Source organism: Tahibacter amnicola (assembly GCF_025398735.1).
Taxonomy (GTDB): Bacteria; Pseudomonadota; Gammaproteobacteria; order Xanthomonadales; family Rhodanobacteraceae; genus Tahibacter; species Tahibacter amnicola.
The window spans coordinates 5,296,469-5,314,224 of the sequence record NZ_CP104694.1 but is presented as its reverse complement, the minus strand read 5'-3'; the positions used below and the strand labels follow the sequence as shown (position 1 = coordinate 5,314,224).

Genomic DNA, 17,756 nt, shown 5'->3' with positions numbered 1-17,756 from the left:
CCCGGGGGCAGTGATGTTGTTGCATATCGAGAACGTGCTGACCCCGGCGGAAGTGAAGGCCTGCCGTGAGAAGCTCCAGGTCGCGGATTGGTCCGACGGCCGTGTGACGGCGGGCTACCAGTCGGCCAGGAGCAAGAACAACCTGCAGCTGCCGGATGACCACCCGGTGGCGCGCGAACTGGGCGCGTTGATCCTGGAGCGGCTGCAGCGACATCCCACCTTCGTGGCGGGCGCCTTGCCGCGACGGATCTTTCCGCCGCTGTTCAACTGCTACCGCGAAGGGCAGTCGTTCGGTTTTCACGTCGACAATGCGGTGCGCTATCCGCGTACCGGCGACAACCGCGAACCGGTACGGACCGATCTTTCCTGCACGCTGTTCCTGAGCGCGCCCGACGAATACGATGGCGGCGAGCTCGTGATCGAGGACACCTACGGCTCGCACAGCGTCAAGCTGCCGGCGGGTGACCTTATCCTGTACCCGTCAAGCAGCCTGCACCAGGTGATGCCGATCACGCGCGGTGAGCGCGTGGCTTCCTTCTTCTGGCTGCAAAGCCTGGTGCGCGACGAGGGTGAGCGCCGGCTGCTGTTCGACCTGGATATCGCGATCCAGAACCTCAATCAGGACGTGGCCGAACATCCGGCCATGGTGCAGCTGGTCGGCGTGTACCACAACCTGCTCAGACGCTGGACCGACGTCTGACGGCTAGGCCGGCGGCGTCGGCTTGAAGCGCACCAGTACCAGCTCGCCCGCGCCGTTGAGAACAACCGGCTGGGTCGCATCGTTGAAGGTGACGATGAGTGTGTCACCGGCTTCCGCGGCAACGGCGGGCGCCTTCACCTGGACATGGCCGTTCACCACGTACAGCAGCCACGTCGTGTCGGCCGCGGGAAACAGCAGCATCGGGCCGACGATCGTGCGGGCCAGCAATTCCGCATCGACGGCACCGCGGCGGCACATCACATTGAAGTCGCGCGTCGGGCCATCGAGCAGATAACAATTGACCGGGGCTTCGCCAGGGAAGGCGACCTTCCGGAACCGTTGCTCCAGCCGCGTGGGTTCATCGGTGCCGATGACCAGCTCGATGCCGCCACCTTCGAGCAACATCAGCTGCCGGTCAATTCCGGGAAAGATGGAGAAATCACCATCTTGGGCAATGTCCGCGATCGATACGCGCCAGTCATAGTTCTCCGCATCGGCGGGTGAGCGGACCAGTTCCGTCGTGATGCCGCCGCCGTTTTTCCACGCCATGCGGCGGTAACTGGCAGGGTGCAGATGGCGGACGCTGGCCAGGCTCATGCGATCAGGCCGCGCAACTGCTCGGTGGACTGGCGCAGGCTTTCCTCCCAGCTGAAGCCGATGATCGGATGGCCGGTGCTGGCATCGTGGAAATCCTCGTGCTGGCCGGGAGCAAGGAGGTGGCGGTAATCCACCGTAATTTCAGTGCCGGTGTCCAGATCGCGGGCGGCAAACACGAAACCCAGGTGCCACAGCCCGGTGGGCTCGAAGGCGTGATTGATGTAGCACTCGTCCGGCCACTCGGGCGACACGGTGTAGCGATCCTCAAACCAGCGTACCGTCGCCGGCAACAGCTCCGCCGCGTTGGGCATGCGGCTGATTTCGTCGAAGCGATAGACCTGCGCAATAGCGTCGGGCGCCGTGATCAGGCGCCCGCGCACCACGGGTTCATCCAGGAACAGGCCCTTGCCGGCGCCGGCGATGCGGGAGGGGGCGACGTGGTATTTCGGAAGAATCATGGGATGCCCGGTTTGGGGGATGGCAGGGTCGCGGCGCGTCAGTGCGACCGGTCCACCGAGTACACCGCCAGCGAGTCGAGCGCGTCGCGCGCCACCGATGCCGGCAGTGCCGCCAGGCACGTGCGTGCCGCCTGTGCGTAGCCGAGCGCTTTTTCCCGCGCCAGTTCCAGCGCACCCGAATCGCGGATGGCGCCGATGATGTTATCGAGCGAATCCAGGCCGCCCGTTTCGATCGCGCGGCGCAGGCTGGCGGCCTGGGCCGGCTCGCTGCGGGCGATGGCGTAGATCAGCGGCAGGGTCGGCTTGCCTTCGGCCAAGTCGTCGCCGATGTTCTTGCCAAGCGTGCTGGCGTCGGAGACGTAATCGAGCAGGTCGTCGGCAATCTGGAAGGCGTAGCCGAGGTTGATGCCGTAGTCGTACAGGGCCTGCTCCTGCGCCGCCGGCAGGTTGGCGAGCACGGCGCCCAGCCGCGTGGCCGCGCCAAACAGTACGGCCGTCTTGCGCTCGATCACACGCAGGTAAGCTTCCTCGCTCGTGTCGGGATTGCCGATGTTGAGCAGCTGCAGCACCTCGCCTTCGGCGATCGCATTGGTGGTATCGGCGAGGATCTGCATGACGCGCATGCGCTCCAGCTCCACCATCAGCTGGAACGAGCGGGAGTAGAGAAAGTCGCCGACCAGCACGCTGGCCGCGTTGCCCCACACGGCATTGGCCGTCTTGCGGCCGCGGCGCAGGTCGGATTCGTCGACCACGTCGTCGTGCAGCAGGGTGGCGGTGTGAATGAATTCGATGACGGCCGCCAGCTGGATGTGTTCCTCGCCCCGGTATCCCGCCGCCTCGGCCGCCAGCAGGTGCAGCATCGGACGCAGGCGCTTGCCGCCGCTGCCGATGATATGGGCCGAGATCTGGTTGATCAGCACCACGTCGGAAGCCAGCCGGTTGCGGATGAGCTGGTCGACGGCGTTCATTCCCGGCCGGGCAAGGGCCTGCACCGAGGCGAAATCACGAAGGTTGACAGGCAATGCCGCGGCGGCTGTGGACATCGGGTGGCTGGATCCGGTGGGTCGTCCGGCGATTATAGCGGGGCCGGCGGCGGTGCTGTTGCGTCGTGTCGTCGCGCCAGCGCGCGCGCCCTGGCCGGTTCCGGGCCGATTCCTGCAGCCTTTTCCGACACTTTCCCAGCTTTTGAGACGGCGTTTTCCCAGGCTTGCGCCGGACACCGCCGCGGGCGCCGGGGGCGGCCCCCGTGGTAATGTTTCGTTCCAATGCGGGCCGTCGGGCCCGCCCCCTTTCTGCAAGGAAATCCCATGGCACGTGGCATCAACAAGGTCATTCTCGTCGGCAACCTCGGTGCGGATCCGGAAACCCGCTATACCCCGGGCGGCTCGGCTATCACCTCCATCCGCATCGCCACCTCCGAGTCCTGGAAAGACAAGCAGACGGGCGAGCAGCAGGAACGGACCGAGTGGCACCGCGTCAAGTTCTTCGGCCGCCTGGCGGAGATCGCCGGCGAGTACCTGAAGAAGGGCAGCCAGGTCTATGTCGAAGGCAAGCTGCGCACGGAAGAGTGGGAGAAAGACGGCGTCAAGCGCTATTCCACCGACGTGATCGCCGACGAAATGCAGATGCTCGGCGGTCGTGGCGGTGAAGGCGGTGGTTCCGGCGGCATGGGCGGTGGCGGCGGCCGCGAGCGCTCCGAGCGTGGTCCGGCCCGTGGCCCGCAGTCGGCGCCGCAGCGCAGCGCGCCGATGCCGGTGCAGAACACCGGCTTTGATGACGACGAAATTCCGTTCTGAGGAAGTCCGAGCAAGCGGCCGATTGAATGGCTGCGGCGCCAACGCACCCCTGCACCCTCGCCAATCGCTGGCATTGCCAGCGTTTGGCCACCCCCTGACTCCAGGGGGCGAAAGAACAAGGCAGGCAGCCGTTTCAGACCTGCCCACGCACGTACCGGCCGCGTATCAGCGTGAGATCAACAGCGTGGCGCGGGTTCGCCGTACCGGATAGTGATGCGTTTCCGCGCTGCAAAGGAGCGACGATGCAAGCCAATCACGACGCCCCCTACGCGCATACGGCGCTGGCGTTCGCCCAGCACCTGGTCGCCGGTCGATTTGACGACGCGCATTCCCTGCTGAGCGCCGAGGTGCAAAAAGACCTGGGCCCCGAGGCACTGGCTGCCGAGTACGAAACGATGACGTCCTACGCCGACAGTGGGGCCGACCACATCGAACTCATGGCAACCATGGAAAGCTGGCCTGACCGCCGCAAGGGCGACCTGGGCTGGGCCTATGTCTCCATCAGTGGCGACGATTTTGCCGAGGCAGTGACGGTGGTGGTGCACGACTGCGCGGGCGTGCCGCGGATCCGGCTGGTGGAGTGGGGCAGGCCGTGAATCGTCCGGATGGGCTCCGACGTTGCCTCGCCTGCGGCGGCAGCCACGATGCGCTTTCGGATGCGGTGCATCCGGCGCATGAACTTCGCCCGGACGTGTACCTGCACGTCCATTGCTTCAACTCGCCCGCGCACCAGGCGTGGCACCAGGCGCAGCTGGACACTGACCCGCAGTACGCGCGTGGGCAGGGAAGCCCGGCAACATCTCTGCGGCTATCAGTATGGTGACCTGTACGATCGCATCGCCACTGCGCGCACCGCGTTCTGCATTGGCACTGACCTCGCCGCCGTCGAGCAGTGCGTGCGCAACATGGCGGCGGAGGCCGATCGGGTCCTGGATTGCCCGCCCTGCGAATGTGGCGGCCGGATCTCGCTCGCGGCTCCCCCGCGTTGCCCGTATTGCCATTCGGTGGTGCTGGAAGGGGCGTTCCATACGACGGCATCGAAAGAAGCGGTGGCCGATTGGATGTTGACGCGGGAAGAAGCCTTGCGCCTCTGGGAAGCTGCGCAAGCGGTCGAGCCCGACAAGTCATAGGGACGGGGGCGAGGCAATTGCCGCCAACGGCGCGAACGGGCCGCGTCCAGTGTTGTCGTGGTCGACCGGGCTGGCGATGATGGTGCGGGTGTGTCACGGGTTGCTGCGCAAGAAGTAGCGCTCACGCGACGACATTCCGGCCGTGCCGCATCGGTTTGAGTGTGGATGAGATGCCGCGGCAATCGCGCGGTGGATTCTTGCGGCGGCGTTTCTGTTCGTACATGGCCATGTCCGCGCGATGCACGGCGTCATTCAGTTCCGACGCCTTGCCAAATTCGGCGCAACCGAACGACACCCGTACCGCCGGCTCCGGCTGCTGCAGTCGTGCATTGAGCGACTCCAGGCGTTGGCGGAACTCTGTCAGGTCGAGCGTGACGGCGACCAGAAGGAATTCATCGCCGCCCCAGCGGAACAGGTGGTCGTCGCGGCGCACGAGCGCGCGCATGGCCTGGGCGACGCGCACCAGTGCAGCGTCGCCACCCTCGTGGCCGTATTCGTCGTTGAGCGTCTTCATGTTGTCCACGTCCACGACGGCGACCACGCCGTTGATCGCCAGCTTGAGAGCGGCGAATTCGTCCATGAGGTGGAAGAAGGCGTGGCGGTTGCGCGCGCCGGTCAAGGCATCCTGTTCGGCCTCGACCCGGAACCGGCGGTTGTCTGCCAGCAGGTGGCGATTGCGCAAGGCCCAGCTGCGCGTGTTGTCCTCGAGTGTGGCGACGGCCAGTCCGCAGGCGACCAGCAGCAATGAAAGGCCGTAGAACACCGGAAACACCAGGCCAGCCGAAGGCGCCGCCGCGGGCAGTGTGCGGGCCAGCTCCACTGCGCCGAAGAACGCCATCGCGGCCTGCGCCAGCAGGGCCAGGCGCAGCGTCGCAAGCCCGACACCGGCAGGCTGGATGGCACGCCGCCACAGCTGCCAGGCTGCTGATGCCTGGGCGCAGGCAAGGAGACTGCCGTACACCAGCAGGCCAGTCTGCAGCGAATAGGGCACGTCCCTGGCGATCAGCACGATGCCGACCACCAGGGGCAGGACGCCCGGCAGCCCGGCCCAGCGACGGGACGTGCCAGCCAATAGTGCACAAGCGCGCATTTGTGCGACGGTGAACGCCGTTGTTGCGGCAAGTGAGGCCAACCAGCCAGGCGTGCGCAATCCGGGCACGGTCGCGGCCAGCACGAGGAAAAGAGGAGCGAGGGCCGCCGCGGCCCAGGCGATGGCGAGCAGCCGGAGAGGCGCCTGGCGGGTGACCCGATGCAGCAGGAAGGCCTGCAGGCCGATCACTGCGGCGCCTGCGGCGGGTATCCAGACTGCCATTGTGAAGATGGAGTCAAGGGACGTGGTCATGTTCGCCTCCACGTGGCCTGGATCGACTATATCGCGGCGTTTTTCCCCGGGACAGCGTACCAGTACCCGGAAAAACCCCTATTTTCAGGGGTTTCACGGTGAACTCACGCTGCGCTTCACAGTTCTGGCGCCACCCGCGCTTCGGTCCCGGCGGGCGCGGCTGCTGAGGCAAGCAGGCGGTGCTTCTGGTAACCTCCCCGCCTTTCCCGGCCGCCCCTGGCCGGGCTGGACCCGTTCGGAGCGACCGGAGCGCATGAAGACCCTGCTTGTGACTGGCGGCGCCGGCTTTATCGGCGGCAATTTCGTGCTCGACATGCTGGCCCAGGGCGGCTGGCGCATCATCAATCTCGACAAGCTCACCTACGCCGGCAATCTCGATACGCTGGCATCCCTGCGCGGCCATGCGGATCACCGCTTCGTGCAGGGCGACATCGGCGATGCGGCACAGGTACAAGCGTTGCTCCAGGAACACCAGCCCGACGCGATCGTCAATTTCGCCGCCGAATCGCACGTTGACCGTTCCATCGACGGGCCTGCCGAGTTCGTGCAGACCAACGTCGTCGGTACGCTGAACCTGCTGGAGCGTTGCCTGGCTTACTGGCGCGGGCTGTCTTTGGATCGCCAGGACGCTTTCCGCTTTTTGCACGTTTCCACCGACGAGGTTTACGGCTCCCTCGGCCCGGTCGGCAAGTTCACCGAAGAAACGCCGTACGCCCCCAATTCGCCGTACTCGGCGTCCAAGGCGGCATCCGATCATCTGGTGCGGGCGTTCCACCATACCTACGGCCTGCCCACGCTCACCACGAATTGCTCCAATAACTACGGGCCCTACCAGTTCCCGGAAAAACTCATTCCGCTGATGGTGCAGAAGGCACTCCGGGGCGAGGCGCTGCCGGTCTATGGCGACGGCCGCAATGTGCGCGACTGGCTCTACGTGCGCGACCATTGCCGCGCGATCCAGCGCGTGCTCGAGGCGGGCCGCACGGGCGAGGTGTACAACGTCGGCGGCGATTCCGAGCGCGAGAACATCCACGTGGTCAAGACGATCTGTGCGCTGCTCGACCAGCGCCAGCCGCTGGCCGACGGACGCAAGCGCGAATCGCTGATTACCTACGTCAAGGATCGTCCCGGCCACGACCGCCGCTACGCGATCGATTCTTCCAAGCTGCAGCGCGAGCTCGGCTGGCGCCCGGCGGAAACCTTTGAAAGCGGCATCGCGCGCACGGTCGACTGGTATCTGGACAACCAGGCCTGGTGCAATCGCGTGCTCGACGGCAGCTATCGCATGGAACGGCTGGGCGGCGCCTGAGGCGGCACCCGGCACGACGACGATCCGGATGCACTCCGGCAAGGCAGGTGACATCGTGGCAAGTAAGAAAGGCATCATTCTGGCCGGCGGGTCCGGCACGCGGCTGTACCCGTTGACCCAGGTGGTCAGCAAGCAGCTGCTGCCCGTCTACGACAAGCCGATGATCTATTACCCGCTCAGCGTGCTGATGCTGGCGGGCATCCGCGAAGTGCTGGTGATCAACACGCCGCACGAGCAGGCACTGTTCAAGCAGCTGCTAGGCGATGGCTCCCAGTGGGGCATCCAGATCACCTATGCCGTGCAACCTTCGCCGGACGGTCTGGCGCAGGCCTATCTCATCGGTCGTGACTTCGTCGCTGGCGACCCGTCCTGCCTGATCCTGGGCGACAACATCTTCTACGGCCACGGCCTGACCGAGTTGCTCAAGCGCGCCGCCGCGCGTGATGCCGGCGCCACGGTCTTCGGCTACTACGTGCACGACCCGGAACGCTACGGCGTGGCCGAATTCGATGCCTCCGGCAAGGTGGTGGGGTTGGAGGAGAAACCGGCCAAGCCCAAATCCAACTATGCCGTGACCGGGCTGTATTTCTACGACGGCCGCGCCTGCGACTACGCCGCCTCGCTCAAGCCATCGGCGCGCGGCGAGCTGGAGATCACCGATCTCAACCGCTGCTACCTCGAAGACGGCAGCCTGATGCTGGAGAAGCTCGGCCGTGGTTACGCCTGGCTCGATACCGGCACGCACGACTCCCTGGTCCAGGCGTCCAACTACATCGAGACGATCGAAAACCGGCAGGGCCTGAAGGTGTGCTGCCCGGAGGAGATCGCCTACCTCAACGGCTGGATTGACACCGACCAGCTGCGCGCCCTGGCCAGGCCGCTCGCGAAGAACGGTTATGGCCGGTATCTGCTGCAGATCGCCGAACACGGGGTGGTGGCGTGAAGGTTATCCAGACGAAACTGCCGGGATGCGTGGCGATCGAGCCGGCGGTGTTCAAGGATGAGCGTGGTTTTTTCTACGAAGGCTACAATGCCGCAAAGTTCAAGGATGCGGGCCTGGACCTGAGCTTCGTCCAGTCCAATGTCTCGCGTTCGGCGCGCGGCGTGCTGCGCGGCCTGCACTACCAGTGGCCCAATCCGCAGGGCAAGCTGGTCAGCGTGCTGGAGGGCGAGGTGTTCGACGTGGCGGTGGATATCCGCCATGGTTCGCCGACCTTCGGTCAATGGGCAGGTGTGATGCTGTCGGCCGACAATCACCGCCATTTCTGGGTGCCGGAAGGATTCGCACACGGATTCGTCGTGCTGTCGGAATGGGCCACCTTCGCCTACCAGTGCACCGCGCTGTACGACCCGAAGGCGGACGCCGGCGTGCGTTGGGACGATGCCGCCATCGCTGTCGACTGGCCGGTCGGTGCGCCGTCGCTGTCGGCCAAGGACCAGAAGGCACCGTTCCTGGAAGAAATTCCCGTCGACCGCCTGCCGCGCTACACGGCGCCGGCGTGAGCGCGGACCACAATCCAGCGCAGGGAATGCGTCCATGAAGATTCTGTTGCTCGGCGCCAACGGTCAGGTCGGTTTCGAATTGCAGCGTGCACTCGCCGCGCTGGGTGAGGTCGTGCCGACGACGCGGTCCGGCCAGCTGCCTGGCGGTGCCAGCTGCCTGCGCGCTGATCTGGACCAGCCCCAATCCCTGGTCGCCCTGTGCGACGAGGTGAATCCGGGCCTGATCGTCAACGCTGCCGCGTATACCGCCGTAGATCGCGCCGAAGACGAGGCCGAAGCTGCCATGCGGGCGAATGCCCAGGCTGTCGGCATCCTCGGGGCGTGGGCGGTCGACCACGCGATCGGGCTGGTCCACTATTCGACCGATTATGTGTTCGACGGCAGTGCGACGCGGCCCTACCAGATCAACGACGCGGTCGGTCCGCTCGGCGTCTATGGTGCGTCCAAGCTCGCCGGCGAGCAGGCACTGCGCGCCAGCGGCGCCCTGCACCTGAATTTCCGGACAGCGTGGGTGTACGCCTCGCGCGGGGCAAACTTCCTTCGCACCATGCTGCGCCTTGCCCGCGAACGCGACCGCCTGACCATCGTCGCGGACCAGCGCGGCGCGCCCACCCCGGCGCGGCTGATTGCGATCGCCACTGCGGTGGCTCTGTCGCGCTGGCTGGACTGGGATCTGGAGAGGCAGCGCCGCACTGCGGGCACCTACCATCTGGTTTCCCAGGGAGAGTGCAGCTGGCATGGCTTCGCCACCGCGATCCTCGAACGCGCGGCAGCCACTGGCCTGATCGAGCGCATGCCCGAAGTGGCGGCAATCACGACTGCCGAATTCCCCACCAAGGCACGCCGGCCAGCCTACTCGGTGCTCGACACGTCCCATCTGCGCGAGACCTTCGGGCTACACTTGCCATCCTGGCAGGAAGGCCTGCGCGACGTCCTGGGCGAGCTGGCCTAGGCTGCACCGTTCCCGCCGGCCGGGGCGCTGCGACGTCTTCGTGCTGCACACGCGGCGGCACGATGGCGCCCATGGCGGCATTGCTAAACTGACTGGTGACGCACTGGCGTCGCCTACACTGTGGAAGTCCTGGTCATGCTGATTCCTGTGATTCTGTCCGGCGGTGCGGGTACGCGACTGTGGCCCGTCTCGCGCAGCGCCTACCCCAAGCCGTTCATGCGCATGGGCGACGGCGAGACGCTGCTGTACAAGACGCTGGATCGTGCGCTGCGCGTGGCCGACGAGGGGCGCGTGCTGACCGTGACCGGTCGCGATTACTACTTCCTCACGCGTGACGAATACGCCACGCATCCGCGTGCCAATCTGGATCACCTGCCGTTCCTGCTGGAGCCGGCCGGTCGCAATACGGCGCCGGCGATTCTGCTCGCGGCACTCTACGCCCGTGCCGAAGTGAGCCCGGACGCCGTGCTGCTGGTCCTGCCGGCGGACCACCTGATCCGTGACCTTGACGCATTCGCCGCCGACGTCGGCCGCGCCCGTGCGCTGGCCGAGCAGGGCTGGCTGGCGACCTTCGGCATTCCGCCGACGCATGCGGAAACGGGGTTCGGCTACATCCGCATGGCGGAGGCGGTCGAAGGGCTGGAAGGTCGTCGCGTCAACGCCTTCGTCGAGAAGCCGCAGCGCGAGGTCGCCGAGCAATACCTTGCCTCCGGCGACTACGTGTGGAACTCCGGCATGTTCTGCTTCCGCGCGGATGCCTTGATTGAAGCGGCGCGCACCGCCTGCCCGGATGTGCTGGCCGCCGCGGAGGCCTGCCATGCGCATGCCACGGCGCACGAAAGCCCGGTGGAATTCGCACGCGAGAGCTTTCTTGCCCAGCCGGATATTTCCATCGACTACGCCGTCATGGAGCGCGCGGATCGTCGCGCCGTGATCGCTGCCGGTTTTGACTGGAGCGACATCGGTTCCTGGAAGGCCATCAGTGAGCTGGAGCCCGAATCCGACGAGCACGGAAACCGTGTCCGGGGCCAGGCAATTCTTGTGGAAAGTTCCAATTGTTACATCCAGAGCGACAAGCGCATGGTGGCGGCTGTCGGTGTCAAGGATCTGGTGATCGTCGATACCGACGACGCCATCCTGGTGGCTGACCGCGAACGTGCCCAGCAGGTCAAGCTGGTCGTCGACCGCCTGCGTGCCGACAAGCACGACGCAGCGGCCTTCCACCAGACGGTGTACCGGCCGTGGGGCAGTTTTACCGTTCTGGAAGATGCGGCAGATTGCAAGGTCAAGCGCCTGGTCGTGAAGCCGGGTCATGTGCTGAGCCTGCAACTGCACCACCGGCGCAGTGAACACTGGACGGTGGTAAAAGGTGTTGCAAAAGTGCGCATTGGCGAGAAAGAGTTCCTGCTCAATGCGAACGAGTCGGCCTATATCCCGATGAACACCGTGCACCGGCTGGAGAACCCCACGACCGAAGACATCCACCTGATCGAGGTGCAATGCGGTGGTTACTTCGGCGAGGACGATATCGTGCGCCTGGAAGACCGCTACGGCCGCGTTGCCGCCAAGGACTGAAGCGCTGTCCCGGTGACGCCGCATCGGGTAGTGGGGTTCTGTTGACAGTAGCGATTGCGCTGGGCTAGCGTGTGCGCCGCTGCCGCGTGAGTGTCATTGCGGTCGCCGACGGACGCTTGCCGTCGCCCGCCTGGGTCACCTTCCGATACGCGTGAGTCTGCACTGGCAGTGCGGCGCTGTACGGCGCTGCCAGTGGTACAGGTTGCCGCGCCAGACGAATGATCATCCTGCGGACCCATTTTCGATTGTCCCTGCGTGAAGCCTGGAACGGTCCGGATTGAAAACCAGCGTTTTCGCGCCGGTTTCCGCTCCAGGGGGCTCCTTGGGTATACAACGATTCGGACGCGGAAAGGTACACCGGCAATGGCGGGCGGGTGTTTCCGTATGCGAGTGTCGGCCGCCTTGTTCAGCTCACGGATGCAACTGCGCTAGGTTCTGTGCTGGTCCGAATGCGGTCGCGGTATTGCGGTTCACGGCGACAGCGCGAAGAGACGAACTTTGCTTGGCGAAACGGGTCATCGGTGGCTGGAATTTGCGTGCTCCGCCCGCGAAGGGGCGGCACGGTGGCGGAGAAGATGGTTTGAGGAATCGATAGTCCGTGGCAGTGCCGACGACGCGGAATTCTGCAATACGTTTGAACACCACACATTTAGAATGCGCCGGTGAACGCAGCCGGCGCTGGGGCGGCACATCGTGCCAAGAGGAGATTTCATGCAAAAGCGGATGTTGGTCCCGGCCCTGGCGGGCCTGTGCGGTTTTTCGACGGTCGGCGCGGAGGAAATTCCGCTCGCGGATTTCGCGCGCCACCAGCAGTATTCGAGCGTGCAGATCTCGCCGACGGGAACGCACCTGGCGGTGACGTCGGTGATCGAGGGCGGTGAAGCGCTGTCCCTGATCTCGCTCAAAGATATGAAGGGCGTGAACATCCGCCCCCGCAATTCCAGTGTGATCGTCAATTACGACTGGGTGGGGCCTGATCGCCTCATCTATTCCGTCGGCGAAAAGCGCGGCGGCATCGACCTGCCGCAGTCGTACGGCGAGCTGTATGGCACCGACGCCGACGGCGGCAACCAGAGCGTCCTGTTCGGCTTTCGCGTCGCGGGCATGCAGACCGGTTCGCATCTGCAGAAGGCCACCAGCGAAGAGGCCTGGGGGTACCTGGTCGATGAGCTGCGCAATGACGACAAGCGTGTACTGATCCGCGCGCAGCCGTGGAGCGAGAAAGAAGTCGCCATGTCCGAGCTGCGTCTGATGGATGTGGAGAAAGGTACTTATGCCAAATCGATCACGCTGCCGGTCCGCTACGTCGCCGACGTGGTGACAGACCACGACGGAAACCCGCGCTTCGCCGTGGGCGATACCGTCGATGGCAAGCAGCAGGTGTACTACAAGGAACCCGGCAAGGACGGCTGGGAACTGGTCATGCAGGAGAGCAAGGACCAGGGCCGTGTGTACCCGGTCATGTTCAACCGCGACAATTCCGCCGCCTACTTCGCCTGCGCGCCGAAAGGCAAGATCAGCGGCCTGTGCCTGTGGTCGCCGAAGGAGCGCGAGCTCAAGCCGATCTGGTCCAGCGCCGAAGGCGACATCTACGGCTACGTCACCGCGTTCGACGGCCTGGATATCGTGGCTGTCCGCTCCATGCCGGGCCGCATCGCGGTGCATCCGATCGACAAGAAGGCGCCGGAGATAAAGGTGCTGGCGACCCTGATGCAGCAGTTCGCCGGTGACGACGTGAGCTTCGTCTCGGCCACGCGTGACGGCAAGAAAGTGGTGGTGCTGGTCCACGGCGACGTCAATCCGGGCGAGTACTACCTCTACGACGTCGACGCCGGAAAAGCGACGTTCCTGGCCAACCGGGCGGGCTGGGTCAAGCCCGAATCGCTGGCCACGATGGAGCCGATCTCGCTCAAGGCACGTGATGGAATGCCGCTCCACGGCTACCTGACCAAGCCGCAGGGCAAGGAAAACGCCAAGTCGCTGCCGATGGTGGTGCTCGTGCACGGTGGTCCGCGTGGGCGTGACACGTGGTCCTACGATCCGGAAGTCCAGGTCCTGGCGAACCGCGGCTACGCGGTGTTGCAGGTGAATTTCCGTGGCTCCACGGGGTATGGCGATGCGTTCATGCATGCCGGTGACCGCGAATGGGGCGCGAAGATCCAGGACGACATCACCGATGCAACGCGCTGGGCCATCGAGCAGGGCGTCGCGGATGCCAAGCGCATCTGCATCATGGGCACGAGCTTCGGCGGCTACGCGGCGCTGCAGGGTGCCGTGCGCGAGCCTGACCTGTATCGCTGCACCATCGGCGATGCCGGCATCTACGACCTGCGCATGATGTACTCGCGCGGCGACGTGCAGCAGACTGCCTATGGCGAGAACGAGATCAAGGAGATGATCGGTGAAGACCGCGCCGAGCTGTCCGAGCGCTCGGCGCTGCCGAATGTCGACCGCATCAAGGCCAAGGTGATGCTGATCGCCGGTGGCGAGGACAAGCGCGTTCCGCCCGTACATGCCAAGAACCTGCACATGGCCCTGGAAAAGAAGGGCGTGGCGCACGAATGGCTGTACGAGGCATCGGAAGGCCACGGTTTCTACAACGAGAAGAATCGCGAGGAACGCTTCCGGCGCATCCTGGCCTTCCTGGCGCAGAACATCGGCAATGCCAGCGGCAGCGACGCGGCTGCCGCACCGGCAAAGCCGGAGTAAGTCTTCCGGCGTGATCCCGCGTGCGGCCGGCGAGCCGCACGCGGGAGCGCGATTGGTGTTGCCTATTCTCCGGTGACGACGACCTGGATGCGGTCGCCGACAAACCGGGTCAGGCCGTATTGGACGGGTAGGCCGTCCGCATCGACCGTGAGTGATTCCAGCTGCAATACCGGCCGCAGGGGCGATTGGTCCAGCAGGCGCGCGATCGGCGTGGCCGGCAGGCAGGCCGATACCCGCGTGAACTGGCGCGACCAGGTCGTCACGCCGAAGGCGGCGAGCGTCCGCGTGATCGACGCCGTGCGCAGGTAGATCACATCCAGGTCGCCAAATCGCGGGGCGGGCAACCAGGCCTCGGTGTATTCGACGAGATGTCCTTCGCGCGTGCTCCGTGATTCCACCAGCCAGGCGCGTTCGCCACGCAGCAGTCCGAGCACTTCCGCCACCCTGTGAGGGGGTTCGCGCAGACAGGCGCCGAGGACCTGGGCGGTCTCCTCCTGCTCCGTGGCGTGTCGGATGGGCGTGACGATGCCGTGCCGTCCCAGTCGATAGTCATAGCCGGGTTCGCACACAAAAGACCCGTGTCCCGGCTGGGTACGCACGACGCCGCGATGTTCAAGCGCCGCCAGGGCTCTGCGCACGGTATGTCGGTTGACGTTGTATTCGTCGGCCAGCGCCAGCGCCGATGGCAGGCGTGCACCGGCTTTCCATTCGGTGTGGTCGATCCGCTGTTTCAGGTGGCGTTCGATTTGCCGCCAAAGGGGTTCGGCCGAGTGACGATCGAACGGTATTGCAGACGTCATGCGGTGTCCTCCGGCGTGCCTGGGCAGACGCGGTAGCATCGCCAAGACGTGTTGCGCGGACATGACGCTGACCGTACTTCGGTGAAGGTCATGTCGCGGCCGGCTGTCGCCGGCGCGTCATCGTAAAAAAGTACCCTGGTAAACTTTTTCTGTGCAGTCCGCGTGCCGCGCAGCCGCATGCCCGGTCGATCGATTTGTGGCATCCTGCCTCTACGGCGGAAGGAAGTGGCAAGAATCGGACGATGGGCCGAACCGGCGACCGTGTTGCTGCCGGATGGATGCGCGTGTGCCGGTCGACCCGGATCGCCGTGTGCCCTGATCGGGCAACTTCGTGTGGCCCGTTGCGGTTGAGCCCGGTTCGATGGCAACGAACAATCGACGACGCGTCGGCGTGTTATGCGCGGTTGTGCTGGCGGCTTCGCCCGGCATCGCAGCGCGCGCCGGTGAGGACGCGCCGGCGAGTGCAACGCCTCCCGGCGACAGTGCCGCAAGCGATTCCGCCACCACGCTGGAAGGGATTTCCGTCGTGGCGCATGGCGAAACACGCCAGGTCCAGCGGGTCGCGGCGGATGCCATTCGGACCCGTCCGCCGGGCATCAATCCGCTGCGGGTGCTGGAACAGCTGCCCGGCGTGCATTTCGTTGCGGCGGACCCCTGGGGCAGCTACGAGTGGTCGCACCGGATTGCCATTCGCGGGTTCGACCAGAATCAGCTCGGCTATACGCTCGACGGCGTGCCCCTGGGCGATAACAGCTACGCCAACCACAACGGCCTGTCGCCCAACCGGGCCATTACGGCGGAAAACCTGCGCGAGCTGGAGCTGGCCCAGGGCGCCGGCGCCCTGCGTACCGCGTCCACCAGCAACCTGGGCGGCACTGTCCTGCTGCATTCGGACGATCCACTGCCGTCGTACGCGGCGCGAACTGCGATTTCCGTCGGCGAATACGGCACCCGGCGTGGCTTTGCACGTGTAGATACCGGCCCCATGGGTGGAATGCGCGGGTACTTCTCTGCGATGCACCAGGCCGCGGGCAAGTGGAAGGGCGACGATGCCGCACAAATCCAGCGGCAGATCAATGCCAAGCTGGTCTACGAGTGGGATGGCGGGCGTGTGGCAGCCTATGCGGACCTTTCACGCCGCAACGAAACCGACTACCAGGACCTCTCGCTCGGCCTGATCCGCCGTTGCGGCTATGGCTGGGATAACTACGCCCCCGATTGGCAGCGCGCTGTCGCTGCTGCCACGGATCACTTCAGCGGCTGCGTCACGACGCGCGATGATGCCTATTACGATGCACGCGGGCTGCGCAATGACGACCTGGTCTATCTGCGCGGCGACTTCTGGCCGAACGATGCCTCAGGCGTGCATGCCGTGGGCTACTACCATCGCAATGTCGGCGAAGGCCATTGGTTCACGCCTTACATCGCTTCGCCCACGGTTCCCGTCGCCCTGCGTATCACGCGCTACGACATCGAGCGCAGCGGCGTCATCGCCGGCTTCTCGCTCGTCGCTGGCGATCACAGTGTGGAAGGGGGCGCGTGGGCAGAGGACAGCGTGCACGGTGCCGGACGCGGCTTCGTGCATATCGATGGGCCGATCGACGACGGCCGCTTCTTCGCCGCCGCCGAGTTCGATGGCCTGCTGTTCCGGCAGCGTTTCGATACGCGGACTCGCCAGTGGTACCTGCAGGACACCTGGTCGCTGGCGGACGACCGGCTGCGTCTGATCGTCGGCTTCAAAGGGCAGTCTGTGATCACCGACGCCACGGTGGTCGCTGCCGGACGCGCCGGCGGCCGATTGACGACCAGGGACGGGTTTCTCCCGCAGGCCGGACTCAGCTGGCGTATCGATGCGCGCAGTGATGTATTCGCCAATACCAGCGAAAACCAGGCGGCATTCCGGCCAGGCGTCAACGGCGCGTGGTCGCTCGACCAGGCGGCATTCGACCAGAGCAAGCCGACGCTGCGACCGGAACAGTCGCGCACCGTGGAGCTGGGGTACCGTCGACGCAGTGATTTCTACCAGCTCTCGGCCAGCGTGTTTGGCGTGCAATTCCGGGATCGGCAGCTGGTCATCGTGCCATGCCCGGGTGTTGTCAGCTGCCCCAACCAGTTCGCCAACGTCGGTTCGGCGCGCACCCGCGGTGCGGAGCTGGCCCTGCTGATCAACCCGGTCGGGTCCGCCAGCGCGTTCGCCAGCGTCGCCTACACCGATTCGACTTACCGGTCGGACTACGTGTCATCCGGAACTCTGGTGGGTGTGGCCGGGAAGACCATGGTGGACTCGCCGCGCCATCTGGCATCGGCCGGCGTGACGTATCGCTTTGGCGATCTGACGGCACAGCTTGCCGGAAAGTACACATCGGAACGTTATTACACATATACAAACGACCAGCGTATTGCCGGCTTCTGGCTGTGGAACGCCGGACTTGCCTGGCAGCGGAGCACGGTCGGACCCATCCGTCAGCTGCGCATCGCGCTCGATGCCTATAACGTCTTCGACAAACGCCATATTGCGACGCTGGGGAGCAACGGATTTACGGAATCCGATCCCGCCGGTGCATTTGCCACCCTGCTGGAGGGTGCGCCGCGCCTGCTCTTTCTGAGCGTGGACGCACGATTCTAGTCGCGGCGCCCCGGCGGCACGTGCGTTGCAGGTGTCCGACGATTGGATCGCGCCGCGACGGATTTCATTGGCGGTAACAGTTCCGCCACGGCGCTTTCGCACGCAGGGCCGAGGAACTGTCGGGGCAAGGCATCTCACGCCGGTCGCGTCGGCAAATTGACGCGGTGGCCGAAGTCGACGGGGTTGTGTAGTTGTGGCATACAGACCTGGAATCATCGGCAGTGCCAGAACCCTGCCGCCGAGGGCCCGCGGACCGATC

The 17,756-nt window shown here is 65.3% G+C and carries 16 protein-coding genes; 11 read left to right on the top strand and 5 right to left on the bottom strand.

The genetic code is table 11. The features are described from left to right. Nucleotides 1-13 precede the first annotated feature (13 nt). Entirely contained in the window at nucleotides 14-700 is a 687-nt protein-coding gene (locus tag N4264_RS20790) for a Fe2+-dependent dioxygenase (protein ID WP_261694135.1), read from the top strand. Between the two features lie 3 nt (nucleotides 701-703). Here the strand turns inward: N4264_RS20790 and N4264_RS20785 are convergent, their stop codons facing one another. Genes N4264_RS20785 through N4264_RS20775 form a run of 3 tightly spaced genes read right to left on the bottom strand, consistent with a single transcriptional unit; the run spans nucleotide 704 to nucleotide 2,798 of the window. Beyond that, complete coding sequence (locus N4264_RS20785; RefSeq protein ID WP_261694134.1) at nucleotides 704-1,297, bottom strand: HutD/Ves family protein; 594 nt, start codon at nucleotides 1,295-1,297, stop codon at nucleotides 704-706. Further along, nucleotides 1,294-1,755: an SET domain-containing protein gene (locus tag N4264_RS20780; RefSeq protein ID WP_261694133.1), complete on the bottom strand. Its 462-nt coding sequence runs from the start codon at nucleotides 1,753-1,755 to the stop codon at nucleotides 1,294-1,296. The genes N4264_RS20785 and N4264_RS20780 overlap by 4 nt, the downstream gene beginning before the upstream one ends. Nucleotides 1,756-1,793: 38 nt before the next feature. Continuing rightward, nucleotides 1,794-2,798: a polyprenyl synthetase family protein gene (locus N4264_RS20775; protein ID WP_343232012.1), complete on the bottom strand. Its 1,005-nt coding sequence runs from the start codon at nucleotides 2,796-2,798 to the stop codon at nucleotides 1,794-1,796. A gap of 264 nt (nucleotides 2,799-3,062) precedes the next feature. On the opposite strand from N4264_RS20775, the gene ssb reads away from it, so the two are divergent. The 3 genes from ssb to N4264_RS20760 all read left to right on the top strand — a co-directional run bounded on the left by ssb (nucleotide 3,063) and on the right by N4264_RS20760 (nucleotide 4,681). Next, complete coding sequence (ssb, locus tag N4264_RS20770) at nucleotides 3,063-3,551, top strand: single-stranded DNA-binding protein (protein WP_261694132.1); 489 nt, start codon at nucleotides 3,063-3,065, stop codon at nucleotides 3,549-3,551. 242 nt (nucleotides 3,552-3,793) lie between these two features. After that, nucleotides 3,794-4,147 (top strand): DUF3887 domain-containing protein, encoded by a 354-nt coding sequence (locus tag N4264_RS20765; RefSeq protein WP_261694131.1) that lies wholly within the window; start codon nucleotides 3,794-3,796, stop codon nucleotides 4,145-4,147. Nucleotides 4,148-4,327: 180 nt separating this feature from the next. Next, nucleotides 4,328-4,681, top strand: coding sequence for a hypothetical protein (locus N4264_RS20760; RefSeq protein ID WP_261694130.1), 354 nt, complete (start codon nucleotides 4,328-4,330; stop codon nucleotides 4,679-4,681). A gap of 121 nt (nucleotides 4,682-4,802) precedes the next feature. On the opposite strand, the gene N4264_RS20755 is transcribed toward N4264_RS20760, so the two are convergent. After that, a complete protein-coding gene (locus N4264_RS20755) occupies nucleotides 4,803-6,023 on the bottom strand; it encodes a GGDEF domain-containing protein (RefSeq protein ID WP_261694129.1) in 1,221 nt (406 codons plus the stop codon). 253 nt (nucleotides 6,024-6,276) lie between these two features. Here N4264_RS20755 and rfbB point away from each other — a divergent pair, with 253 nt between their 5' ends. The 6 genes from rfbB (at nucleotide 6,277) to N4264_RS20725 (ending at nucleotide 14,071) form a co-directional block, all read left to right on the top strand. After that, on the top strand, nucleotides 6,277-7,332 hold the full coding sequence (gene rfbB / locus N4264_RS20750; protein WP_261697674.1) for a dTDP-glucose 4,6-dehydratase: 1,056 nt from the start codon (nucleotides 6,277-6,279) through the stop codon (nucleotides 7,330-7,332). A 28-nt stretch (nucleotides 7,333-7,360) separates the two neighbouring features. Further along, the gene (gene rfbA, locus N4264_RS20745) at nucleotides 7,361-8,275 is read left to right on the top strand and encodes a glucose-1-phosphate thymidylyltransferase RfbA (RefSeq protein WP_425508287.1); all 915 of its coding nucleotides are present in this window, start codon (nucleotides 7,361-7,363) and stop codon (nucleotides 8,273-8,275) included. Beyond that, nucleotides 8,272-8,835: a dTDP-4-dehydrorhamnose 3,5-epimerase gene (gene rfbC / locus N4264_RS20740; RefSeq protein WP_261694128.1), complete on the top strand. Its 564-nt coding sequence runs from the start codon at nucleotides 8,272-8,274 to the stop codon at nucleotides 8,833-8,835. The genes rfbA and rfbC overlap by 4 nt, the downstream gene beginning before the upstream one ends. Before the next feature lie 34 nt (nucleotides 8,836-8,869). Further along, entirely contained in the window at nucleotides 8,870-9,787 is a 918-nt protein-coding gene (gene rfbD, locus N4264_RS20735; RefSeq protein ID WP_261694127.1) for a dTDP-4-dehydrorhamnose reductase, read from the top strand. Nucleotides 9,788-9,922: 135 nt separating this feature from the next. Further along, a complete protein-coding gene (locus N4264_RS20730; protein WP_261694126.1) occupies nucleotides 9,923-11,362 on the top strand; it encodes a mannose-1-phosphate guanylyltransferase/mannose-6-phosphate isomerase in 1,440 nt (479 codons plus the stop codon). A gap of 711 nt (nucleotides 11,363-12,073) precedes the next feature. Further along, on the top strand, nucleotides 12,074-14,071 hold the full coding sequence (locus tag N4264_RS20725; RefSeq protein WP_261694125.1) for an alpha/beta hydrolase family protein: 1,998 nt from the start codon (nucleotides 12,074-12,076) through the stop codon (nucleotides 14,069-14,071). A gap of 62 nt (nucleotides 14,072-14,133) precedes the next feature. Here the strand turns inward: N4264_RS20725 and phnF are convergent, their stop codons facing one another. Further along, entirely contained in the window at nucleotides 14,134-14,871 is a 738-nt protein-coding gene (gene phnF / locus N4264_RS20720) for a phosphonate metabolism transcriptional regulator PhnF (protein WP_261694124.1), read from the bottom strand. A gap of 361 nt (nucleotides 14,872-15,232) precedes the next feature. Here phnF and N4264_RS20715 point away from each other — a divergent pair, with 361 nt between their 5' ends. Next, nucleotides 15,233-17,497 carry a TonB-dependent receptor gene (locus tag N4264_RS20715; protein ID WP_261694123.1) on the top strand — a complete coding sequence of 755 codons (2,265 nt, stop codon included), beginning with the start codon at nucleotides 15,233-15,235 and terminating at the stop codon, nucleotides 17,495-17,497. The last annotated feature ends 259 nt before the right edge of the window (nucleotides 17,498-17,756 follow it).

What these genes read in the sequence shown, in the direction of transcription:
- N4264_RS20790 (WP_261694135.1), top strand. Translation starts at nt 14, where the DNA reads ATGTTGTTGCATATCGAGAACGTGCTGACCCCGGCGGAAGTGAAGGCC.
- N4264_RS20785 (WP_261694134.1), bottom strand. Translation starts at nt 1,297, where the DNA reads ATGAGCCTGGCCAGCGTCCGCCATCTGCACCCTGCCAGTTACCGCCGC.
- N4264_RS20780 (WP_261694133.1), bottom strand. Translation starts at nt 1,755, where the DNA reads ATGATTCTTCCGAAATACCACGTCGCCCCCTCCCGCATCGCCGGCGCC.
- N4264_RS20775 (WP_343232012.1), bottom strand. Translation starts at nt 2,798, where the DNA reads ATGTCCACAGCCGCCGCGGCATTGCCTGTCAACCTTCGTGATTTCGCC.
- ssb (WP_261694132.1), top strand. Translation starts at nt 3,063, where the DNA reads ATGGCACGTGGCATCAACAAGGTCATTCTCGTCGGCAACCTCGGTGCG.
- N4264_RS20765 (WP_261694131.1), top strand. Translation starts at nt 3,794, where the DNA reads ATGCAAGCCAATCACGACGCCCCCTACGCGCATACGGCGCTGGCGTTC.
- N4264_RS20755 (WP_261694129.1), bottom strand. Translation starts at nt 6,023, where the DNA reads ATGACCACGTCCCTTGACTCCATCTTCACAATGGCAGTCTGGATACCC.
- rfbB (WP_261697674.1), top strand. Translation starts at nt 6,277, where the DNA reads ATGAAGACCCTGCTTGTGACTGGCGGCGCCGGCTTTATCGGCGGCAAT.
- rfbA (WP_425508287.1), top strand. Translation starts at nt 7,361, where the DNA reads ATGCACTCCGGCAAGGCAGGTGACATCGTGGCAAGTAAGAAAGGCATC.
- rfbD (WP_261694127.1), top strand. Translation starts at nt 8,870, where the DNA reads ATGAAGATTCTGTTGCTCGGCGCCAACGGTCAGGTCGGTTTCGAATTG.
- N4264_RS20730 (WP_261694126.1), top strand. Translation starts at nt 9,923, where the DNA reads ATGCTGATTCCTGTGATTCTGTCCGGCGGTGCGGGTACGCGACTGTGG.
- N4264_RS20725 (WP_261694125.1), top strand. Translation starts at nt 12,074, where the DNA reads ATGCAAAAGCGGATGTTGGTCCCGGCCCTGGCGGGCCTGTGCGGTTTT.
- phnF (WP_261694124.1), bottom strand. Translation starts at nt 14,871, where the DNA reads ATGACGTCTGCAATACCGTTCGATCGTCACTCGGCCGAACCCCTTTGG.
- N4264_RS20715 (WP_261694123.1), top strand. Translation starts at nt 15,233, where the DNA reads ATGGCAACGAACAATCGACGACGCGTCGGCGTGTTATGCGCGGTTGTG.